Genomic DNA, 18,926 nt, shown 5'->3' on the forward strand with positions numbered 1-18,926 from the left:
CGTGTGGTCGACCGACGTGCGGTTCCCCGTGCGGCGGGCCGGGCTCCTCGCGGCCGCCGCGGCCCTGGCCCTCGCCCTCGCCGGGTGCGGGCAGGCCGCCCAGTCCGGCGGCGCCGCCGACGCGCCTCCCTCCGAGGAGGACGACCGGGTGACGATCGGTCTGCTGCTGCCCGACAGCCACACCGCCCGCTGGGAGGCGTTCGACCGGCCGCTGATGGAGAAGAAGATCGCGGAGCTCTGCCCCGACTGCTCGGTGGAGTACGCCAACGCCCAGGGGGATGTGGCCACCCAGCGGCAGCAGGTGGACACCATGATCACCAAGGGTGTGGATGTGATGGTCCTCGACCCCGTCGACCACAAGTCGCTCCGCTCCTCGGTCAAGCATGCCGCCGAGGCGGGCATCCCGGTCGTCTCCTACGACCGACTGGCCGACGGCCCCATCTCCGCCTACGTCTCCTTCGACGGCGACGACGTCGGCCGGCTCCAGGGCGAGGCCCTGCTGAAGGCCATGGGGGACAAGGCGGACGGCGGGCGGATCGTGATGATGAACGGCGATCCGAGCGATCCGAACTCCGCCTGGTTCCGGGACGGCGCGCTCTCCGTCCTCAAGGACCGGGTGAAGGTCGAGAAGGAGTACGACACGCCGCGTTGGAGCCCGGAGAACGCGCATCTCAACATGAACGGCGCCATCGCCGCACTGGGCCCCGACGCCATCGACGGCGTGTACTCCGCCAACGACGCGCTCGCCTCCGGCATCATCTCCTCCCTCAAGGCCGGCAACGTGAAGCGGCTTCCCCCGGTCACCGGCCAGGACGCCGAACTCACCGCCGTGCAGCGCATCGTCGAGGGCGAGCAGCCGATGACCGTCTACAAGCCGTTCAAGCCGGAGGCCGAGGCCGCGGCCGCGATGGCCGTCGCGCTGGGCCACGGCGAGTCGGCCGGCGACATCACCCGAGAACGGATCTCCACCCCCACCGCCAAGGATGTGCCGGCCGTGCTGCTCAAGCCGCTGGTCGTCACGGTCGACAACATCAAGGACACCGTCGTGAAGGACGGGATGTACACGATCGATCAGATCTGCACCGAGAAGTTCCTGGCGGCCTGCAAGAAGGCCGGACTCGTCACCTGATCAGAGGCGGAGGGAGGTGGGGTCATATGTCGTCCCCGCCCTTGCTGGCGTTGCGTGGCGTCTCCAAGCACTTCGGCGCCGTCCAGGCCCTCAGCGACGTCGACCTGGAGATCCACGCCGGCACGGTGGTCGCGCTGGTCGGCGACAACGGCGCCGGCAAGTCCACCCTGGTCAAGGTGATCGCGGGCGTCGACCCGGCGGACCGCGGCGCCGTGGAGTGGGAGGGCCGCTCGGTACAGATCAAGCGCCCGCACGACGCTCAGGCGCTCGGCATCGCCACCGTGTACCAGGATCTCGCGCTGTGCGACAACCTCGACGTGGTCGGCAACCTCTTCCTCGGCCGTGAGCTGCACCGCTTCGGCGTGCTGGACGAGGTCGAGATGGAACGCCGCACCCGTGAGCTGCTGGACTCGCTGTCGATCCACATCCACGACCTCCGCGTCCCCGTCGCCTCGCTCTCCGGCGGCCAGCGGCAGACGGTGGCGATCTCCCGCTCGCTCCTCAGCGGGCCCAAGGTACTGCTGCTGGACGAGCCCACCGCCTCGCTGGGCGTCCAGCAGACCACGCAGGTGCTGGGCGTCGTCGACCAGCTCCGCGACCGCGGTATCGGAGTGCTGCTCATCACCCACAGCATGGGCAACGTCAAGGCCGTCGCGGACGAGGTGGCGGTGTTGCGGCTGGGCCGCAACAACGGCCTGTTCGACGTGAACACCGCCTCTCAGGAACAGATCATCGCCTCCATCACCGGAGCCACCGGGGACGCCGTGACCAGCCGTTCCCCCGGGTCCGGGGAGGCGGGACGGTGAGCGGGCAGCACGGGCACAGGCTCGGACGACGGCTGAAGGCCGCCGTCGACGCCTATCAGCACCGGCTGGGCAGCGGAGAGCTCGGCTCGGTCCCCGTCGTCTTCGGCCTCGTGCTGATCTGGATCACCTTTCAGTCGCTGAACGGCAACTTCCTCTCGGCGCGCAACCTGTCCAACCTCAGCGTGGACATCGTGGGCATCGGTCTGATCGCCGTCGGCGTCGTGTTCGTGCTGCTGATCGGGGAGATCGACCTGTCGATCGGCTCCGTCAGCGGGCTCGCGGCGGCCCTGTTCGCGGTGCTGAACGTGGAGAACGGCATGCCGGAGTGGCTCGCCCTGATCGTCGCGGTGCTGTGCGGCGCCGCCGCCGGCGCCTTCCAGGGGTTCTTCTTCGCCAGGATCGGGGTGCCCGCGTTCGTGGTGACCCTGGCCGGGCTGCTGGCCTGGAACGGCCTGATGCTGTACGTGCTGGGCACCAGCGGCACCATCAACCTGGACGACGAGGGCCTGGTCGCCAAGCTGACCAGCTACTACTTCAGCGACGTCGCCGCGGCGTACGGGCTGGCCGCGTTCGGCGCCGCGGTCTACTTCCTCAGCGCCTACCAGGACCGGCGGCGACGCAAGGCCAACGAGATGCCGCACCCGCCGCTCGGCGAGATCTGGGTGCGCACGGGGGTGCTGGCGGTGATCGCCTTCGCCGCCGCCTATGTCCTCAACCGCTTCCAGGGGCTGCCCCTGGCCCTGCTGATCTTCCTGATCGCCACCGCCAGCCTGGACTTCCTCCTCCGCCGCACCTTCTACGGACGCACGGTCTACGCCGTGGGCGGCGGGGTGGAGGCGGCCCGCCGCGCCGGCGTCAGCGTCGTCGGGGTGCGGATCTCGGTGTTCATGATCTCCGGGACGATGGCCGCCTGCGGCGGGCTGATCCTGGCCTCGCGGATCACCTCCGCGAGTCAGACCTCCGGCTCCGGGATCCTGCTGATGAACGCGATCGCCGCCGCGGTGATCGGCGGCACCAGCCTCTTCGGCGGGCACGGCACCACCTGGTCCGCGCTGCTGGGGGTGCTGGTCATCCAGTCGATCGCCTCCGGCATGGCCCTCATCGGAGTACAGGCCGCCGTGCAGTTCATGATCACAGGCGGGGTGCTGCTGGCCGCCGTGGTGATCGACTCGCTGTCGAGACGCTCCCAGAAGGCCCATGGCAGGGCCTGAACCGCGCTATTCGGGGGTCTGCGCCGACTCCTCCGCGGTGATCCGGCCGGCCAACCGCTCGTAGCGCTGCCGCGCGGCCTGCGGGGTGCCGAGGCCGAGTCCGAAGGCGACCTCCGGCCAGGTCATGCCGCGCCCCCGCGCCATCCGGATCAGCCCGGCCTCCAGCTCGTCCATCTCACCGCGCGCCAGCGGCACCAGGCTCAGGGCGGCGGTGATGTCGGCCTGGTCCACCGCCGGCTCGCCCTCCTCCGCCAATGCCGCCCCGCTGAGCAGGAAGGAGACCAGACGGATCGCCTCGTGCGGCCCGAGGACATGCGGATGGACCTGTCGACGACGCTGCTCGTCGGTGGCCGCATGGCGCTCGGCGATCCGGAACAGCGAGGTGTGGACGCGGTGGGCGCGCGCCTGCTCCGGATCCGGGGCCGTGAAGGGGTCGGCGGACGCCTCGGGCGCGGACCTCTCAGGAATCGATGTCATGCCGACAGCATCCATGGGCACGTGATTGATTGTCAACTCTTCATTGCAAACGTTTCGTTCACTCCTCGGAGCGGCGCTCGGCGACGAACAGACTCTGGACGCCGCGCCCGATCGGCCCCTTCTCGTCGTGCAGCCGGGTGTCCGCCAGCCCGATACCGGCCGGGTCCACGCTGGTGCGGGCCTCCACGCACACCCACTCCCCCACCGGATGGCGGTGCAGATGGACCGACAGGTCGGCGTTGAGGAAGACGTGTCGGGTGAAGTCCAGCACGTTGCCGATGCCGCTGCCCGAGTCGGCGGCCGCCAGCACCCGGTCCAACGGCCGGGGCTCCTCGCCCGCGACGAGCGGCACCCGCATCCGCATCCAGCAGGTGCCCGGCCCGCGCTCGGTGAACGCGCCCTCGGTGAACCGGGCCTCCATGGCCGTGTGGTAGCCGACCTCCCACGCGACCGGGAAGAACGACCCGTCAACCCCCTCGCCCGGCGGCGGCACCTGGGGACCGGACAGGACCGCGGGCCCGGGCCCGCCGGCCTCCCTGATCCGCAGCGCCCGGGCGACCATGACCGGGGCGGCGGCGCCCTCCGGCGTCAGCGACGCCTCCACCGACTCCGTGTTCCGCCCCGTGCGCAGCACCTCGACGGCGACCGCCAGCGGACGGATCGGCACCGGGCGCAGGATCTCGTAGGTGATCCGGGCGAGGCGCATATCGGCGCGGGCCCCCGCGCGGTCCTCCACCGCCCTGCCGAGCAGGGCGGCGGGCGGGCCGGCGTGCTGGGCCCCGGGGTCCCACGGACCGCGGGTGCACTCGGTCGGCGCGTACCGGCCCTCGTCGATCCGCTCGAAGAACGCCCCGGGCCCACCCATGTCTCCCCCACTCCCGGCGGCCGGCGCCGCCGTGGATCACCACGCTACCCATGGGTGATCGCCCGAACCAGGGCCTGTCAGGACTGACACCGGTCACACCACACGGTGCGTCGGCCGGAGACGCGACGCGACCGCAACGGCGCGTCGCAGCGCGGGCATTCGGGTTCCGGGTCGTCACGGCGGCCGATCAGCCAGGTGCGCCGGGGCGGTACACGGCCGGTGGGCACGGCGGACTTCAGCACACGGCGCAACGAGGCGTGGAGCGTGCGGCACTCCTCCTCGCTCAGGTCGCGCGCGACCCGCGTCGGAGCCAGCCGCGCCCGCCACAGGATCTCGTCGCACAGCAGGTTGCCCAGGCCCGCGGTGACGGACTGGTCCATGAGGGTCGCTTTGATCGCCCCGCGCCGCCCGGCCAGCAGACCGGCGAACTCCACGCGCCCCACGTCGAGGGCGTCGGGGCCGAGACCCGCCAGGATCCGCTCGACCGCCGCGTCGTCCGCGGCCAGCTGGACCCCCTGGAGTTTGCGCTGGTCGCGGTAGCGCAGCTGACGCCCGTCATCGAGGCTGAGCAGAAGGCGGTCGTGGGCGGCCGGCGGGTCGTCGGCCGAGGCGCACAGCAGCTCGCCGGTCATGCCGAAGTGCCAGACGAGGGCGGGGCCGTCGGTCGGGGTGACCAGGCGCTTGCCGTGGCGCCACGGTTCGCCGAAGCGTCGGCCGCGCAGCCGGGCGCGCAGCCGGGCCCCGCTCACCCCGCGCAGCACGCCGGCGTCCCGCACCTGGATCCGCTCGACGCGCCGGCCTTGGCCGCAGGAGCGGAAGACGGCCAGGAAGCCCTCGACGTCCGGCAGCTCGGGCACGTCCTCCTCCTGTGTACGCCGGGCCCGTCGGCCCCTACGGCCCCTACCCGAGCACGGTAAACCCGCCGCGAGGCGGGTGCTCACCGACGCGACGCTCACGCCGGAGCTCAGTCGCGGCGCAGGTCCTTGATCCGGCGGATCTTGCCGACGGAGCGCTCCAGCGTCTCGGGGTCGACGACCGACACCTCGACCGCCACCCCCACGCCGTCCTTGACCCCCTTGGCGATCGCCGCCGCGGCCGCCTCCCGCCCCGACGTCCCGGCGTCCGGACGGGCCTCCACGACGACGGTCATGTGGTCCATCCGGCCGCGGCGGGTCAGCAGCAGCTGGAAGTGCGGAGCCACGCCCGGGGTGCGGAGCACGATCTCCTCGATCTGGCTGGGGAAGATGTTCACCCCGCGCAGGATGATCATGTCGTCGCTGCGGCCGGTGATCCGGTCGATACGACGGAAGGCGGGCCGGGCCGTGCCGGGCAGCAGCCGGGTGAGGTCGCGGGTGCGGTAGCGGATCACGGGCAGCGCCTCCTTGGTGAGAGAGGTGAAGACCAGCTCCCCGTGCGCCCCCTCGGGCAGCACCTCGCCGCCGATCGGGTCGACCACCTCGGGGTAGAAGTGGTCCTCCCACACATGCGGCCCGTCCTTGGTCTCCACGCACTCCTGCGCGACCCCGGGGCCGATCACCTCCGACAGCCCGTAGATGTCGACCGCGTGGATGTCCATGCGCTCCTCGATCTCGCGGCGCATCTCCTCGGTCCACGGCTCGGCGCCGAAGATGCCGACGCGCAGCGAGCTGGAGCGCGGGTCGACCCCCTGCCGCTCGAACTCGTCGAGGAGCGTGAGCATGTAGGACGGGGTGACCATGATGATCTCGGGCTTGAGGTCCTGGATGAGCTGTACCTGACGTTCCGTCATGCCGCCCGAGGCGGGGATCACCGTGCAGCCCGCGCGCTCGGCCCCGTAGTGCGCGCCGAGGCCGCCGGTGAACAGGCCGTAGCCGTAGGCGATGTGCACCTTGTGGCCGGGGCGGCCGCCGGCGGCGCGGAGGGAGCGGGCGGTGACGTCGGCCCATCTCGACAGGTCGCCGTCGGTGTAGCCCACGACGGTGGGCCGGCCGGTGGTGCCACTGGAGGCGTGCACGCGGCGGACGTCCGCCATGGGGACGGCGAACATGCCGAAGGGGTAGGTGTCCCGCAGATCGGCCTTGGTGGTGAAGGGGAAGCGGGCCAGGTCCTCCAGGGCGCGACAGTCCTCCGGTGCCACCCCGGCCTCGTCGAACTTCTTCCGGTACAGCTCGACGTTGTCGTACGCGTGCCGCAGGGTCGTTCGCAGCCGAGCCAGTTGATGCTCCCTCAGCTCGTCCCGCGTCATCCGCTCGGCGTCGTCCAACAGCGCCTCCGGGAGCGGCTCGCCCAGCCGAGGCCCCGGGGCCGCCGGCAGGGTGGGTTCGCTGGTCATCACGGCTCCTTCCGTACGACATCCACCGCAACTGAAGGCCGACCGACCATTCGGTTAGCGCGCGGCACGGCCAAGAAACCAAGCGGGCGCGCCGGCTGTCAAGAGTCGCGGTCCGCTACTCCGGCCGGACGAGCCGGGTCTGATAGCCGAAGATCACGGCCTGGACGCGGTCGCGCAGCTCCAGTTTCAGCAGCACCCGGCCGAGGTGGGTCTTCACCGTGGCCTCGGCGAGGTGCAGCGCGGCGGCGATCTCGGAGTTGGACCGTCCGCGGGCGACCTCGACGAGGACCTGGCGCTCGCGCGCCGTCAGCCGCCGCAGCCGCTCGTCCTCGACCGGCCCGTAGTCGCTGGGCAGGTGGTGGGCGAAGGTCTCCAGCAGCCGGCGGGTGATCCGCGGGGAGACCACCGCCTCGCCCGCGGCGACGCTCCGTATCGCGGCCAGCAGTTCCTCGGGCCGGGCGTTCTTCAGAAGGAAGCCCGAGGCGCCGGCCCTGAGCGCGGCGAAGGCGTAGGCGTCGAGGTCGAAGGTGGTGAGGATGAGCACCCGGGTGCGCGGGCAGTCCCGGACGATCCGTCCGGTCGCCTCGATGCCGTCGGTCCCGGGCATGCGCACATCCATCAGGACGAGGTCGGGCTGGAGCAGCCGGGCGAGCCGCAGGGCCTCCTCGCCGTCCCCGGCTTCGCCGATCGGGCGCAGGTCCGGCTGGTTCTCCAAGACCATGCCGAAGGCCATGCGCAGCAGGGGCTCGTCGTCGACGAGCAGGACGCCGATGGTCATGCTGTCCCCTCACAGGACGAGGTCTGGTACGGCGGGGTGGCCGGCCCCGCGGAGGGGGTCGGCCCCGGCACGGCGGACGGCGCCGGTTGCGGGCTCCCGCCTGGGCCGAGGGGCGGGGCCGAGCGCAGGTCCAGGCGGGCGAAGACGCGCCAGCCGGCGGTCGGCAGCGGCCCGGCCTCCACGGTGCCGCCGTACCCGGCCACCCGCTCGCGCATCCCGGGGATCCCGTGCCCGTGCCCGTCCGCGAGGGTGAGGGTGGGGGCGGGCACGGGGCGGCCGTTGCCGTCGTCAACGACCTCCACGGTGACGGCGTCGGCGGAGCAGCACACCCGGACCTCGGCGCGGGCGCCGGCGGGGGCGTGGCCGAGGGTGTTGGTGAGCGCCTCCTGTACGAGGCGGTAGACGGTGAGCTGCGCGGCGGCGGGGACAGCGGCGGCGTCGCCCGTCAGCCGAAGCCGGGTGGGCAGCCCGGCGGCACGCACCCGGCGCAGGAGGTCGTCGAGTCGGGCGAGCCCGGGGGCCGGGTGGCGCGACGCCTCCGGCTCGTCGGCGCGCAGCACGCCCAGGAAGCGACGCATGTCGGTGAGCGCCTGACGGCCGGTGTCGGCGATCTGCCGCACGGCGACGGTGACCCGGTCGGAGGCGGTGGGCTGGTCGTGGGGGTGGGACCGCGCGAGGCCCACGGCGGTGGCCCGGTCGGGAGTGCGGCGCCGCGCGACGTCGACGGCGTCGGCGAGGGCGACCATCACCGACAGACTGTGGCTCACGACGTCGTGCAGCTCGCGGGCGATGCGGGCACGTTCGTCGGCCACGGCGAGCCGGGCCCGCTGGTCGCGTTCCCGCTCCAGCCGGACCGCCCGGTCCTCCAGGGTGGCGAGGTAGGCGCGCCGGGTGCGGGTGTGCGCCCCGGCCAGCCCGGCGGCCAGCGCCAAGGCGGTCAGCCCGACCAGCGAGCCGAGGTACCGCCCGTCGGAGGACCAGCGCACGGACGCCAACACGATCCCCGTCTCGAGCACGGCGCCGGCCACCAGCGCGCGCCGGGGTTCACAGCGGGCGGCCACCGTGTACAGGGCGATGAGCAGCGCGACGTCGGCGGGCAGCTGGAAGTCGGCGAGCCACTGCACGAAGGCCGCCGCGGCGATCAGGGTGAACGCCGTCAGCGGCGCACGGCGCCGGATCAGCAGCGGCAGCACCAGCGCCGCCTGGAGCGCGAGTTGCCGCGCCTGGTCGGCCGGGTCATGGCGCGCGACGAAGGCGGCGGAGACGTAGAGCGCGACGACCAGCAGCCCGTCCACCGCCATGGGCGGGAGCCGGGTGCGGGCCCACGGCGGACGGAACGGCGGGCGCCACACGGCGGCCTGATGGGCTTCGGTCATGACGTGTCTTCCTCGGGCCGGCGGTGGTTCGGCCGATACCCGTGCCGGCACCGCGGACTGTCGCATGACGACCAGTCTGGGGTCCTCATCAGCCCGGAACATGCGCCGCTCGACGGAACTCCCGAGCGGCCGGAGTGCGCCCCCAGGTGGATGCCGTCCACCCGGAGCGGTACCCGGCGGGACGGCGGGATCGGCCCGCGGTATGGCCGGTGCCCTGCGCGACACCCGCGGCCGGCTCCGCCCGAAAGCCACGACGCGACCGGGCCGGCCCGCGCGGTCACCGGTGCCGAACGCGACACGCCGACCGGAGCCGCCCGGAGCACCGCCGGACACACACCCGCCAACGCGACCGGGTCGGCGCCAGGACGACGAGGCGGCCCGGGGCAGGGCCGGCGGGGGGGGTGCGACCGGGGGCGGACGGGTGGTCATACCGAGAGCTCACACGCGCGCCACCGGCGGCCGATGTGTCGGGCAGCGGTCGGCTCCTAGCGTCGTCGGCATGCCCAGGACTTCCATGACTCCAGCCGTCGCCCTGCTCTCCCTCGCCCTCGCGCTGCCCGCCGCGGCCCCGGCGTACGCGGCCCCGCCTTCCGCCGGAGCCCCGGCCTCGGTCGGCGCGGACACCCGCGGCGACCGCGACGTCCGCCTCCAACTGCCGCGCCCGACCGGGCCGTACGCCGTCGGCCGCGACACCCTCCACCTCGTCGACCGCGACCGCCGGGACCCGTGGGTGCCGACGGCGGGCTCCCGCGAGCTGATGGTCGGGATGTTCTACCCCGCGCTCCCCCGCGGCGGGCGACCGGCGCGTTACGCCACGGTGGAGGAGGCCCGGCTGCTCCTCGAGGCGTACGGGCTGGACGGCGTCTTCCCACCGGAGACGCTCAGCGCCACGGCCACGCACGGCCGCTTCGGCGCCCGGCCCGTACGCGGCCGCCATCCGCTGGTGGTGCTCTCCCCCGGTTGGGGAGCGTCCGCCTACACCCTCACCGGCCTGGCCGAGGACCTCGCCAGCCGTGGCTATGTGGTCGCCGCGGTGGACCACGCGTACGAGTCCGTGGGCAGCGCCTTCCCCGACGGCCGGACGCTGACCTGCGTCGCCTGCGACGCGGCGCGGACCGAGGAGGACCTGGTGGCGGCCACCGCCGGTCGGGGCGCGGACGTGTCCTTCGTCCTGGACCGGCTCACCGGCCCCCGCCCGGCCTGGCGGCACGCCGGGCTGATCGACCGCAAGCGGATCGGGATGGCCGGCCACTCGCTCGGCGGGGCGAGCGCGGCGGCGACGATGGCGGGTGACCGTCGAGTCCGCGCGGGCGTCAACGTCGACGGGGCCTTCCACGACGGTGTTCCCGTCGACGGCCTCGACGGCAGGCCGTTCATGATGTTCGGCACGGACGACGAGACGCACCGTCCGGGCGGCCGGGACCGGAGCTGGGACGAGGCGTGGGACCGGCTGGACGGCTGGCGCCGTTGGCTGACCGTGTCCGGGGCCGACCACTTCTTTTTCACCGACATCCCCGTGCTCCAGGAGGAGCTCGGCGCCTCGGGCGCGCAGCCACCGCTTCCCGGCCGACGGGCGATGGAGCTCACCCGCCGCTATGTGGCGGCCTTCTTCGACCTCCATCTGCGGGACCTGCCCCAGCCGTTGCTGGAGGGGCCGACCCCGGCCGAACCGGAGGTCAGGTTCAACGCCCCGTAGGCCCACCGCCGCACGGCGCGCCAGAGGACCAGTCCCGGCTGCGGCCTGTCGGGGTCGCTCAGGACCGTAGGACTCAGGCCGTAGGGGCCGGGCTGTAGAACTGCCGCGCCCAGCGCCGGTATTTCATGATGGGGCCGTCCCCCGCGGCGAGCCGCGGGCGTTCCAGATAGGTCTTGTGCTCCCAGATGGGGAAGTCCTTGCCCATGTCGTGCCAGGCCGCCCAGGCGAGCGGGCGCAGGGCCAGCGCGGCCAGGGCACGGGCGGCCCGGCCGCCCCGGGCGGTGGTGAACCGCGCGGTGGTGCTCATGCGCATCTCGACGCGGACCGGGTCGACCGGGGTGGGGCACAACCGGACCCGTAGCCGGAAGCCGGGCCGCTCGCTCTCGACCTCCGAGTAGATCGCGCCGAGCCCCTCGACGACCGTCCGCACCAGCGGCGCGGTCGAGGAGACCAGGGCCGAACGGCGGCCGGCGCCCGCGTGGATGCGGAACGTCGTCTCCATGCGGGCGCCGTCGAACCGCGGCTCCTCCACGACCTCCGCGGTCGTGCCGTGCACCGGGGAGAAGTGCCCGAAGTCGACGATGTTCTCGACCACGTCCTGCGGGTGCTCCACCAGCCTGCGCAGGCTGCAGTACGGAGCCGGGAAGTCCGCGGGCGGCGCCGGTTCGATCTCCCAGGTGGGCGCGACGCCCTGGGCGTGACGCCAGAGGAAGACCAGGCCGTCGACCTCCCGGCACTCCAGGGTCGACAGCCGGGCCTTCGGCGCCGCGGTGCCGTAGCCAGTGCGGACGCAGCTCCCCTCCGGGTCGAACCGGAAGTGGTGGAAGGGGCAGACGATGTCCTCGCCGTGGACCGTCCCGCCGTGGCCGAGGTGCGCGCCCAGGTGCGGGCAGAAGGGCCGGACCGCGCACGGCCGCCCGCTCGCCGTGCGGTAGAGCACCACGTCCTCGCCCATCAGCCGCCGGGTCAGGACGACGCCGCGGTCCAGCTCGGCGGTGGCCGCCAGGGCGAACCAGCCGTCCGGGTAGGGCAGGCGCGGAGTCCGCTGCGCCGGTGAGAGCCCCGGTGTGCCAGGCCGGCCGCCCCGTCGGCCCCACGTCCACGACGTCAACGTCACAGCGCACCTTTCGTCGCGTTTGCCGATCACCCCAGCCTGGCAGGTAGCGCGCCGCCCGTACACGGTGCCTCGCGGGGCGCGGGGCGCGCGGCCACGGTCCCGTGCGGCGCGCGCGTCGGCGTCGGGAGCCGTACGGTCGTACCGGATTGCTGCGGCCGGCGCACCCCGTGCGGGATCATGTGGGGCGTCCGACGGGGCGGTTGGCGGAGACAGTCGAGGGGTTGGTGCCGTGACCGGGGGGTTCGCAGAGCTGACGCCGGAGGACCCGCAGCGAGTGGGTCCGTTCCGCATCGTGGCGCGGCTCGGCTCGGGTGGCATGGGCCGGGTCTATCTGGGGCGCTCGCGGGGCGGACGGCCGGTGGCGGTGAAGGTCGTGCGCCCGGAGCTGGCCGAGGACGAGGAGTTCCGGCGCCGGTTCGCCCGGGAGGTGGCGGCGGCGCGCCAGGTCAACGGCGTCTTCACCGCGGGCGTCGTCGACGCCGACCCCGACGGCTCCCCCGCCTGGCTCGCCACCGCCTATGTACGGGGTGTGTCGCTGGACGCCGCGGTCGCCGAGCACGGGGCGTTCCCGGAGGGGCCAGTGCTGACCATGGGGGCGGGGCTCGCGGAGGCGCTGGAGGCGATCCACGCGGTCGGAGTGGTCCACCGGGATCTGAAGCCCTCCAACGTGCTGCTGGCCGCGGACGGGCCCCGGGTGATCGACTTCGGAATCTCGGTGGTCGACGAGGTGTCCTCGGTGACCAGAACCGGAATGATGGTGGGGACCCCGGGCTTCATGTCCCCGGAGCAGCTGACGGGCCGTCCGGTCGGCGCGCCCAGCGACGTCTTCTCGCTGGGCGCGGTGCTGGTGTTCGCCGCCACCGGCGTCGGCCCCTTCGGCGTCGGCTCGACCCACGGCGTGTTGTTCCGCACCGTCTACGAGGAGCCGGACCTGTCCGCGCTGCCAGCCGGGTTGGTCGAGGTGACGCGGCGGTGCCTGGCCAAGGACCCGGCGGGACGGCCCGGCGTGGACGCCCTGATGGACGAGTTCGCGCGCCGCGTCGGCGACGGGCGGACGGTCACAGAGCTCCTGTCGGACGGCGGCTGGCTGCCGCAGGCCGTGGCGCGCACCCTCACCCGGACGCCGACCCCGCCGTCGCTAATGGCTCAACAGCTCGACACGCCGGCCCGGGAGCCGCGGGCCGACGCCGCTTCGGGGCGGGCGGGGGACGCCACGCCTACGCCCGGGGACACCACACCTCCGCCCGGGGACACCACACCTCCGCCCAGGGACACCACATCTCCACCCGGGGGCGCCGCCCCTCCGCCTTTCGCGGCGCCTCCACCCGTGGACCCGCGCGGCACCGGCCCGGTGGGGTCGCCGCCCCCGTCGCCCGGACCGGCGGGTGCGAGCGACACGCCACTCCCGGGCGCCACACCGCGCCCCCATGCCACTCCGCGCCCCGACGTCACTCCGTCGCCCGACACCACTCCGTCGCCGGACGCCGCTCCGTTACTCGACGCCGCTCCGCCGCCCGACACCGCTGGCCCACCCGGCGTGGACGCCGCCGCGTTCCCGGCGTTCGGCCCGCCCGTTTCGCTGCCGGCGGGCACGCCGGGGATCCCGTCGTCGGCCCCACGGCCCATGGTGACCAGCCTCCCCGAGCCGTTCCGTCCGGGGCCGGCGCGGCCCCGGACGGTCGCCAGGCGCGTGCTGATACCACTCGGCGCGCTCGTCACGGTGGCGGCGATCTCGGTGGCGATCGTGTGGAGCGGGCGCGGCGGGGGTTCCGGCTCTTCTGGCCTGCCCACTCCCCCGACCCGGCAGACCGGGGACTCCGGCAAGGAGGCGGGCCAGGGTGCCGGCACCGGTACCGGCGCCGGGAAGCGGACGACGACCGTCACCATCGGGGTCAGCGTGCCGCTGACCGGGGATCTGGCCGCCTACGGCCAGGGCATCAAGAACTCCGTGGACCTGGCGGTCAAGGAGGCCAACAGGAAGAAGTCAGTGCCGGGCGTCACCTTCGCGATCAAGGCGCTGGACGACAAGGCGCAGCCGTCGACCGGGCAGCAGAACGCCACCGCTCTGGTGGCCGACGAGCGGGTGGTGGGGGTCGTCGGACCCCTGAACTCCAGCGTGGCCCAGTCCTCGCAGCCGGTGTTCGGCGAGGCGAATCTGGCCCAGGTCTCCCCGGCGGCCACCAATCCTCTGCTGACGCAGGGCGAGGAGTGGGTCGCGGGCGCCAAGAAGCGACCGTACGCCTCGTTCTTCCGCACGGCGACCACGGACGACCACCAGGGGTCCTACGCGGCGCGGTATCTGTACCGGAAGCTCACCCGGCCCAAGGTCTTCCTGATCGACGACGGGAAGACGTACGGCGCCGGGCTGGTGCAGACCTTCGAAGATCGGTTCAGGGCGCTCGGCGGCGACATCGTGGGCCGGGACCGGATCACCCCGGGCGACCGGGACTTCGCCGAGCTGGTGGCCAAGGTGAAGGGGTCCGGGGCCGAGGCCGTCTACTACGGCGGCGAGTACCCCGAGGCGGGCCCGCTGTCCCAGCAGCTCAAGAAGGCCGGCTTCGACAAGCCCCTGGTGGGCGGGGACGGCCTCTACTCCGACGAGTACATCAAGCTCGCCGGCTCCGACTCCGACGGCGACCTCAGCACCACCGCCGGCGTCCCGGCGGAACGGCTCGACACGGCCCGCCAGTTCGTCCGGATGTACGCGGACGGCGACTACGCGTACCCCTACGGCGCCTACGGCGGGTACGCGTACGACGCGACCTGGGCGATCATTCAGGCCGTCAAGGCCGTCGCCGAGGACCACAAGGGGAGGCTGCCGGCCAAGCCCCGCCCGGCGGTCGTCAAGGCGCTCCAGGATGTCTCCTTCTTCGGGGTCACCGGGGAGGTCGCCTTCGACGCCTACGGCGACACCACCGACCCGCGCCTCTCCGTGAACAGGGTCCAGGACGGAAAGTGGACCCTCGTGGACAGCGGCAGGGACGAGGACTGAGCCCGTCGCCCGCCCCCGTGGCGGGCGGCCTCCCGTCCCCCCGTCACCTCCGGGACGGCGGGACGGCGGGACGGCGGGACGGCGGAAGGCGATCGGCAGCGGAACAGGGTCGACCGGGAGAAGCCGGGCGGCCCCAGGCAGTGGCTCAGCCTCCGGCCGGCCGGACGGCCACCGGCAGTGGGGCCGCCGCCGGGCCGGGCGGCCCGTTTGCGGGGTGGGTCGCACCGCGTGAGACTGGAGGCCCGCGCCGGAGTCGCGCTGTGCGAGGACGGAGAGCGACATGCGGATCGCGTTCCTGGTGGCGCCCCAGGGCGTCGAGCAGATCGAGTTGACCGACCCCTGGCAGGCGGTGCTCGACGCGTCTCACACCCCGAAGCTGGTCTCCACCAAGCCGGGCCATATCCAGGCGTTCCACCACCTGGACAAGGCCGACACCTTCGTCGTCGACGAGGACCTCGACCATGCGCGGGCCGAGGACTTCGACGCCCTGATCCTGCCCGGCGGCGTGGCCAACCCGGACTTCCTGCGGCTCGACACCCGGGCGGTGGAGTTCGCCAAGGGCTTCTTCGCGGCGGGCAGGCCGGTGGCCGCGATCTGCCACGCCCCCTGGCTGCTGGTCGAGGCCGATGTGGTGCGCGGCCGGACGCTCACCTCCTGGCCCAGTCTGCGTACCGACATCCGTAACGCCGGCGGCACCTGGGTGGACGAGCGGGTCGTGGTCTGCACGGACGGACCCAACACGCTGATCACCAGCCGGCGTCCCGGCGATCTGAAGCCGTTCTGCGCGGCGTTCGGCGAGGAGTTCGCCAAGGACGCCCAGGAGCAGGAGGGCTGAGCGCCCGCTCGCTCAGCGGCCAGTTCCCACTCCGTCCGCGGCGCGTTCGGGTGCCGCGGGCTCCGCCGCCGGAGAGCGCGGCGCCGGTACGTCGAGCGGCGCGGGCACGGCGCGACGTGCCCACAGCGCCGCGCCCGCCAGCAGCGCGACGCCGGCGAGCAGCCACGGGGCCGCGCCGGGCGGCAGCACGCCGGCGGCCAGGGTGGCGAGGGCGCCGGCCAGCTGTAGGGCGAGGGACTGCACGGACAGCGCGGTGGCCCGGACGGTGGTGCCGACACGGCGGTGCAGCACCTCGTTCTGGTTGGGGCCGGCCGCCCCGAGCCCGAGGTAGACCAGCCCGTAGCCGAGGGCGGCGAGGGCCAGGGCGAGCGGCCCGCGCGTGGTGGCCGTCGCGGCGAGCAGCAGCGCCCCGGCCCCGGCCAGCCCCAGGCTCAGCAGCACCGCGCGCTCGCCGCCGCGCGCCAGCCGGGCGGCGAGGGGCGCGCGGTTGCTGCCGAGGGCGGTGCAGAGGAATCCGGCGCAGGCGAGGGCCGCGAAGAGCACGGCGCCCGACTCGGCCCCGCCGGTCAGCACGGCGGCGCGGCGCGGGGTGAGCAGCTCGACGACGGAGAGCGCCGCTCCCACCGCGCCTGCGCTCAGCAGCACCCGCCGCACCAGGGCGTCCCGCGCGCCCAGCCGTACCCCGTCCAGCATGGTGGCCGGCACCCCGCGCAGCACCTCGCGCAGCGAGGCCGGGGCGCGGGGCGGCTCGGTCAGGGCGGCCAGGACGTACGTCACGTAGCCCAGCACGACCGCCGCGCCGAGCAGCACGGGCACGGACAGCGGCAGCACCAGTCCGTCGGTGTGCGCGCTCAACCGGCCGCCGAGGTCCGGGCCCAGGCCGAGCAGCCAGGGCAGGCCGCCGCCGAGCAGCGTGCCGACGGCCAGCGCGGTCGCGGTGGCGGTGGAGCCGCGGGCGATGCCGGTGCGCAGTTCGGCGTCGGGGCCGGAGTGCGCCTGCACGGTGTCCACGTACCACGCCTCGGCGGGCCCGCTGGACAGGGCGCGTCCGGCGCCCAGCAGCACCATGGCAGTCAGCAGCACCCCCGCGGTCGTGCCCAGGGCGAGGAGGGTGAGGCCGACCAGGCTGAGCAGGCCCGCCGCGACCAGCACGACGCGGCGGCCGATGACATCGGACAGTCCGCCGGTGGGCAGCTCCAGACAGGCGACGGTGAGGGAGTAGACGGCGTAGAACCCGGCTATGGAGGTGAGGCCCACTCCGCGCTCGGTGAGCAGGAGGACCTGTGCCGGTAGATAGAGGCCCACCGGAAGCCAGTAGAGGAAGGTGACGACGGCGAACCGGCGCCGTGCGACTGCCGGGGTCATGAGGTCTCTCCGCATGGCGGGGATGCTATACGTGACGCTTCGTCAGCCTGGGGCCGAAGGAGGGACGACAGGTGAGCGACGGCCACCGACGTGGTATCCGACGGGATGGGAGCGGCCGTCGGCGCCGCCGTTGACGAGGGGTCAGGGTGAACGGGTCAGCGCTGTCGGGATGCGCCGCACTGGTGACGGGCGCGTCCAGCGGCATCGGGGCGGCCACCGCCCTCTCCCTGGCCGCCGAGGGCGCCTCGGTCGCGGTGGTCGCCCGCCGCACCGGCCGGCTCGAGGAGCTGGCGACCACCATCCGCGACGACGGCGGCAGCTGCCTCGTGCTCACCGCCGACCTGGAGGACGCGGCACGGGCGCGCCGGGCCGTCGCGGACGCGGCGGAGCGGTTCGGACGGCTGGACATCCTGGTGAACAACGCCGGCTACGCGGCGCCGAGCGCGATCGAGGAGGCCGACGCGCGGGACTGGGCGCGCATGGTCGGCCTCAACTTCACCGCCGTTCTCCACACGTCGCAGGCGGCGCTGCCCCATCTGCTGCGGGCCGCGGCCGACGGCCCCCGCCGGGTCGCCGACATCGTGAACGTCAGCTCGGCCGCGGGTCGCAGGGTGCTGCGCAACAACTCCGTCTACGCGGCGACCAAGCACGCCGTGGGCGCCTTCAGCGAGGGCCTGCGCCAGGAGGTGACCGGACGCAACGTGCGCGTGGGGCTGATCGAGCCCGGGCTGACCACGACCGAGTTGACGGCCGGCCGCGAGGTCGGCCCGGTCAGCGGCCTCGCGCGGGACTCCTGGCTGCACGCGGAGGACGTCGCACGCTCGATCACCTTCATGGTCACCCAGCCGGCGCGCGCCGCGGTCAACGAGATCCTGGTGCGACCCACGGCCCAGGAGCCGTGACCCGGGCCCCGAGACCCTCAGCCCTGAGAGCCCGGTCGAGAGAGCCCGACCCTGTGACACCGCCCCGAGAGCCCGCCTCATGCTCAGGCGTGACCCAGCCCATGGGCCAGGCAGTCGACCAGGCTGGCCGCGATCCGGCCGTCCGGGTCCAGGCGTGGGTTGAAGATGGTGACGTCGAGCCCCACGGCCCGGTCGCCGTCCAGGGCCGCGCGCAGCACGGTCTCCAGCTCGCGCCAGCTCAGCCCGTCGGGCAGCCGGTAGTCGACGGCGGGCATGACGGCGTCGTCCAGGACGTCGGCGTCCAGGTGCACCCAGAATCCGGCGCCGCCGGCGGCGCCCAGCCGGTCCACGGCCCTGCGCGCGGCTTCGGCCGCGCCCACGGCCCGCACCGTCGCCAGGTCCATCGCGCCCAGCCGGGGCGGCAGGGGCCGCATCCCGGCCGCGGCCGACTCCTCGGCGTCCCGGAAGCCGAGGGCGACGACGTCCTCCTCGCGCACCAGGGGCCGCCGGCCCTCCAGGTCGGTGAGCACGCGCGGCCCGTAGCCGGTCGCCAGCGCCAGGTCCATCGACGCGGCCTCGCCCGCGGGTTCGGCCGCGGGCTGGTAGAAGTCGGTGTGCCCGTCGAGGAAGAGCAGCCCGTAGCGGCCGGTGCGGCGCAGCGCCAGCAGGTTGCCGAGCAGGATGGAGCAGTCCCCGCCGAGGACGACCGGGAAGCCGTCCCGGGCCAGGACCTCGCCGACCGCGTCGGCGAGCACGAGGGAGTACGCGGCGATGGAGTGCGGGTTGAGCACCCCGGTCTCGGGGTCGCGCACGGGGTCGTAGGCGGGCACCGCGACCCGGGCCCCGATGTCCGCGCCCAGCCGCTCCCGCAGGCCCGCGCCGAGCAGCGCGGCCGGCAGCTCCGCCACGCCCCCGGGGCGCAGCCCCAGCACCGACGGAGCCTCGATGATCACCAACTGTCGCCGCACATCCGCTCAACGAGGCCACGGGAGCGCGGTTTCCGGCCACCCGGGTGGACGCCCTGGGTGGACACCACGGGTGGACGCCACGGCATGCACGCGCGGCG

The 18,926-nt window shown here is 74.0% G+C and carries 16 protein-coding genes; 7 read left to right on the top strand and 9 right to left on the bottom strand.

The window, feature by feature from the left end; translation table 11 throughout:
• Nucleotide 1: 1 nt before the first annotated feature.
• Genes LRS74_RS02235 through LRS74_RS02245 form a run of 3 tightly spaced genes read left to right on the top strand, consistent with a single transcriptional unit; the run spans nt 2 to nt 3,146 of the window.
• A complete protein-coding gene (locus tag LRS74_RS02235; protein ID WP_277739361.1) occupies nt 2-1,129 on the top strand; it encodes a substrate-binding domain-containing protein in 1,128 nt (375 codons plus the stop codon).
• A gap of 26 nt (nt 1,130-1,155) precedes the next feature.
• Nucleotides 1,156-1,935, top strand: coding sequence for an ATP-binding cassette domain-containing protein (locus LRS74_RS02240; RefSeq protein ID WP_277739362.1), 780 nt, complete (start codon nt 1,156-1,158; stop codon nt 1,933-1,935).
• Entirely contained in the window at nt 1,932-3,146 is a 1,215-nt protein-coding gene (locus tag LRS74_RS02245) for a sugar ABC transporter permease (RefSeq protein WP_277739363.1), read from the top strand. Before LRS74_RS02240 ends, LRS74_RS02245 begins: the two co-directional genes overlap by 4 nt.
• A gap of 6 nt (nt 3,147-3,152) precedes the next feature.
• On the opposite strand, the gene LRS74_RS02250 is transcribed toward LRS74_RS02245, so the two are convergent.
• The 6 genes from LRS74_RS02250 to LRS74_RS02275 all read right to left on the bottom strand — a co-directional run bounded on the left by LRS74_RS02250 (nt 3,153) and on the right by LRS74_RS02275 (nt 8,953).
• Entirely contained in the window at nt 3,153-3,623 is a 471-nt protein-coding gene (locus LRS74_RS02250) for a DNA-binding protein (protein WP_277739364.1), read from the bottom strand.
• 58 nt (nt 3,624-3,681) lie between these two features.
• Nucleotides 3,682-4,488 (bottom strand): thioesterase family protein, encoded by an 807-nt coding sequence (locus LRS74_RS02255; RefSeq protein WP_277739365.1) that lies wholly within the window; start codon nt 4,486-4,488, stop codon nt 3,682-3,684.
• A gap of 77 nt (nt 4,489-4,565) precedes the next feature.
• Nucleotides 4,566-5,345 carry a DNA-formamidopyrimidine glycosylase family protein gene (locus LRS74_RS02260; protein ID WP_277739366.1) on the bottom strand — a complete coding sequence of 260 codons (780 nt, stop codon included), beginning with the start codon at nt 5,343-5,345 and terminating at the stop codon, nt 4,566-4,568.
• Between the two features lie 107 nt (nt 5,346-5,452).
• Nucleotides 5,453-6,799, bottom strand: a complete 1,347-nt coding sequence (paaK, locus tag LRS74_RS02265; RefSeq protein ID WP_277739367.1) for a phenylacetate--CoA ligase PaaK — start codon at nt 6,797-6,799, stop codon at nt 5,453-5,455.
• Nucleotides 6,800-6,914: 115 nt separating this feature from the next.
• On the bottom strand, nt 6,915-7,577 hold the full coding sequence (locus LRS74_RS02270; protein WP_277739368.1) for a response regulator transcription factor: 663 nt from the start codon (nt 7,575-7,577) through the stop codon (nt 6,915-6,917).
• A complete protein-coding gene (locus LRS74_RS02275) occupies nt 7,574-8,953 on the bottom strand; it encodes an ATP-binding protein (RefSeq protein ID WP_277739369.1) in 1,380 nt (459 codons plus the stop codon). Before LRS74_RS02275 ends, LRS74_RS02270 begins: the two co-directional genes overlap by 4 nt.
• Nucleotides 8,954-9,452: 499 nt before the next feature.
• Here LRS74_RS02275 and LRS74_RS02280 point away from each other — a divergent pair, with 499 nt between their 5' ends.
• Nucleotides 9,453-10,649, top strand: a complete 1,197-nt coding sequence (locus LRS74_RS02280; protein WP_277739370.1) for an alpha/beta hydrolase — start codon at nt 9,453-9,455, stop codon at nt 10,647-10,649.
• Nucleotides 10,650-10,722: 73 nt separating this feature from the next.
• Here the strand turns inward: LRS74_RS02280 and LRS74_RS02285 are convergent, their stop codons facing one another.
• On the bottom strand, nt 10,723-11,760 hold the full coding sequence (locus LRS74_RS02285) for a Rieske 2Fe-2S domain-containing protein (RefSeq protein ID WP_277739371.1): 1,038 nt from the start codon (nt 11,758-11,760) through the stop codon (nt 10,723-10,725).
• A 235-nt stretch (nt 11,761-11,995) separates the two neighbouring features.
• On the opposite strand from LRS74_RS02285, the gene LRS74_RS02290 reads away from it, so the two are divergent.
• Both LRS74_RS02290 and LRS74_RS02295 read left to right on the top strand, forming a co-directional pair.
• On the top strand, nt 11,996-14,758 hold the full coding sequence (locus LRS74_RS02290) for an ABC transporter substrate-binding protein (RefSeq protein WP_277739372.1): 2,763 nt from the start codon (nt 11,996-11,998) through the stop codon (nt 14,756-14,758).
• Nucleotides 14,759-15,038: 280 nt separating this feature from the next.
• On the top strand, nt 15,039-15,593 hold the full coding sequence (locus LRS74_RS02295; protein ID WP_277739373.1) for a type 1 glutamine amidotransferase domain-containing protein: 555 nt from the start codon (nt 15,039-15,041) through the stop codon (nt 15,591-15,593).
• 12 nt (nt 15,594-15,605) lie between these two features.
• On the opposite strand, the gene LRS74_RS02300 is transcribed toward LRS74_RS02295, so the two are convergent.
• Complete coding sequence (locus LRS74_RS02300) at nt 15,606-16,958, bottom strand: MFS transporter (RefSeq protein ID WP_277739374.1); 1,353 nt, start codon at nt 16,956-16,958, stop codon at nt 15,606-15,608.
• A gap of 146 nt (nt 16,959-17,104) precedes the next feature.
• On the opposite strand from LRS74_RS02300, the gene LRS74_RS02305 reads away from it, so the two are divergent.
• The gene (locus LRS74_RS02305) at nt 17,105-17,860 is read left to right on the top strand and encodes an SDR family NAD(P)-dependent oxidoreductase (RefSeq protein WP_277739375.1); all 756 of its coding nucleotides are present in this window, start codon (nt 17,105-17,107) and stop codon (nt 17,858-17,860) included.
• A gap of 83 nt (nt 17,861-17,943) precedes the next feature.
• On the opposite strand, the gene LRS74_RS02310 is transcribed toward LRS74_RS02305, so the two are convergent.
• On the bottom strand, nt 17,944-18,828 hold the full coding sequence (locus LRS74_RS02310; protein ID WP_277739376.1) for an arginase family protein: 885 nt from the start codon (nt 18,826-18,828) through the stop codon (nt 17,944-17,946).
• Nucleotides 18,829-18,926 lie beyond the last annotated feature (98 nt).

The organism is Streptomyces sp. LX-29, assembly GCF_029541745.1.
Lineage (GTDB): Bacteria > Actinomycetota > Actinomycetes > Streptomycetales > Streptomycetaceae > Streptomyces.

What these genes read in the sequence shown, in the direction of transcription:
- LRS74_RS02255 (WP_277739365.1), bottom strand. Translation starts at nt 4,488, where the DNA reads ATGGGTGGGCCCGGGGCGTTCTTCGAGCGGATCGACGAGGGCCGGTAC.
- LRS74_RS02275 (WP_277739369.1), bottom strand. Translation starts at nt 8,953, where the DNA reads ATGACCGAAGCCCATCAGGCCGCCGTGTGGCGCCCGCCGTTCCGTCCG.
- LRS74_RS02250 (WP_277739364.1), bottom strand. Translation starts at nt 3,623, where the DNA reads ATGACATCGATTCCTGAGAGGTCCGCGCCCGAGGCGTCCGCCGACCCC.
- LRS74_RS02280 (WP_277739370.1), top strand. Translation starts at nt 9,453, where the DNA reads ATGCCCAGGACTTCCATGACTCCAGCCGTCGCCCTGCTCTCCCTCGCC.
- paaK (WP_277739367.1), bottom strand. Translation starts at nt 6,799, where the DNA reads ATGACCAGCGAACCCACCCTGCCGGCGGCCCCGGGGCCTCGGCTGGGC.
- LRS74_RS02240 (WP_277739362.1), top strand. Translation starts at nt 1,156, where the DNA reads ATGTCGTCCCCGCCCTTGCTGGCGTTGCGTGGCGTCTCCAAGCACTTC.
- LRS74_RS02295 (WP_277739373.1), top strand. Translation starts at nt 15,039, where the DNA reads ATGCGGATCGCGTTCCTGGTGGCGCCCCAGGGCGTCGAGCAGATCGAG.
- LRS74_RS02300 (WP_277739374.1), bottom strand. Translation starts at nt 16,958, where the DNA reads ATGACCCCGGCAGTCGCACGGCGCCGGTTCGCCGTCGTCACCTTCCTC.
- LRS74_RS02270 (WP_277739368.1), bottom strand. Translation starts at nt 7,577, where the DNA reads ATGACCATCGGCGTCCTGCTCGTCGACGACGAGCCCCTGCTGCGCATG.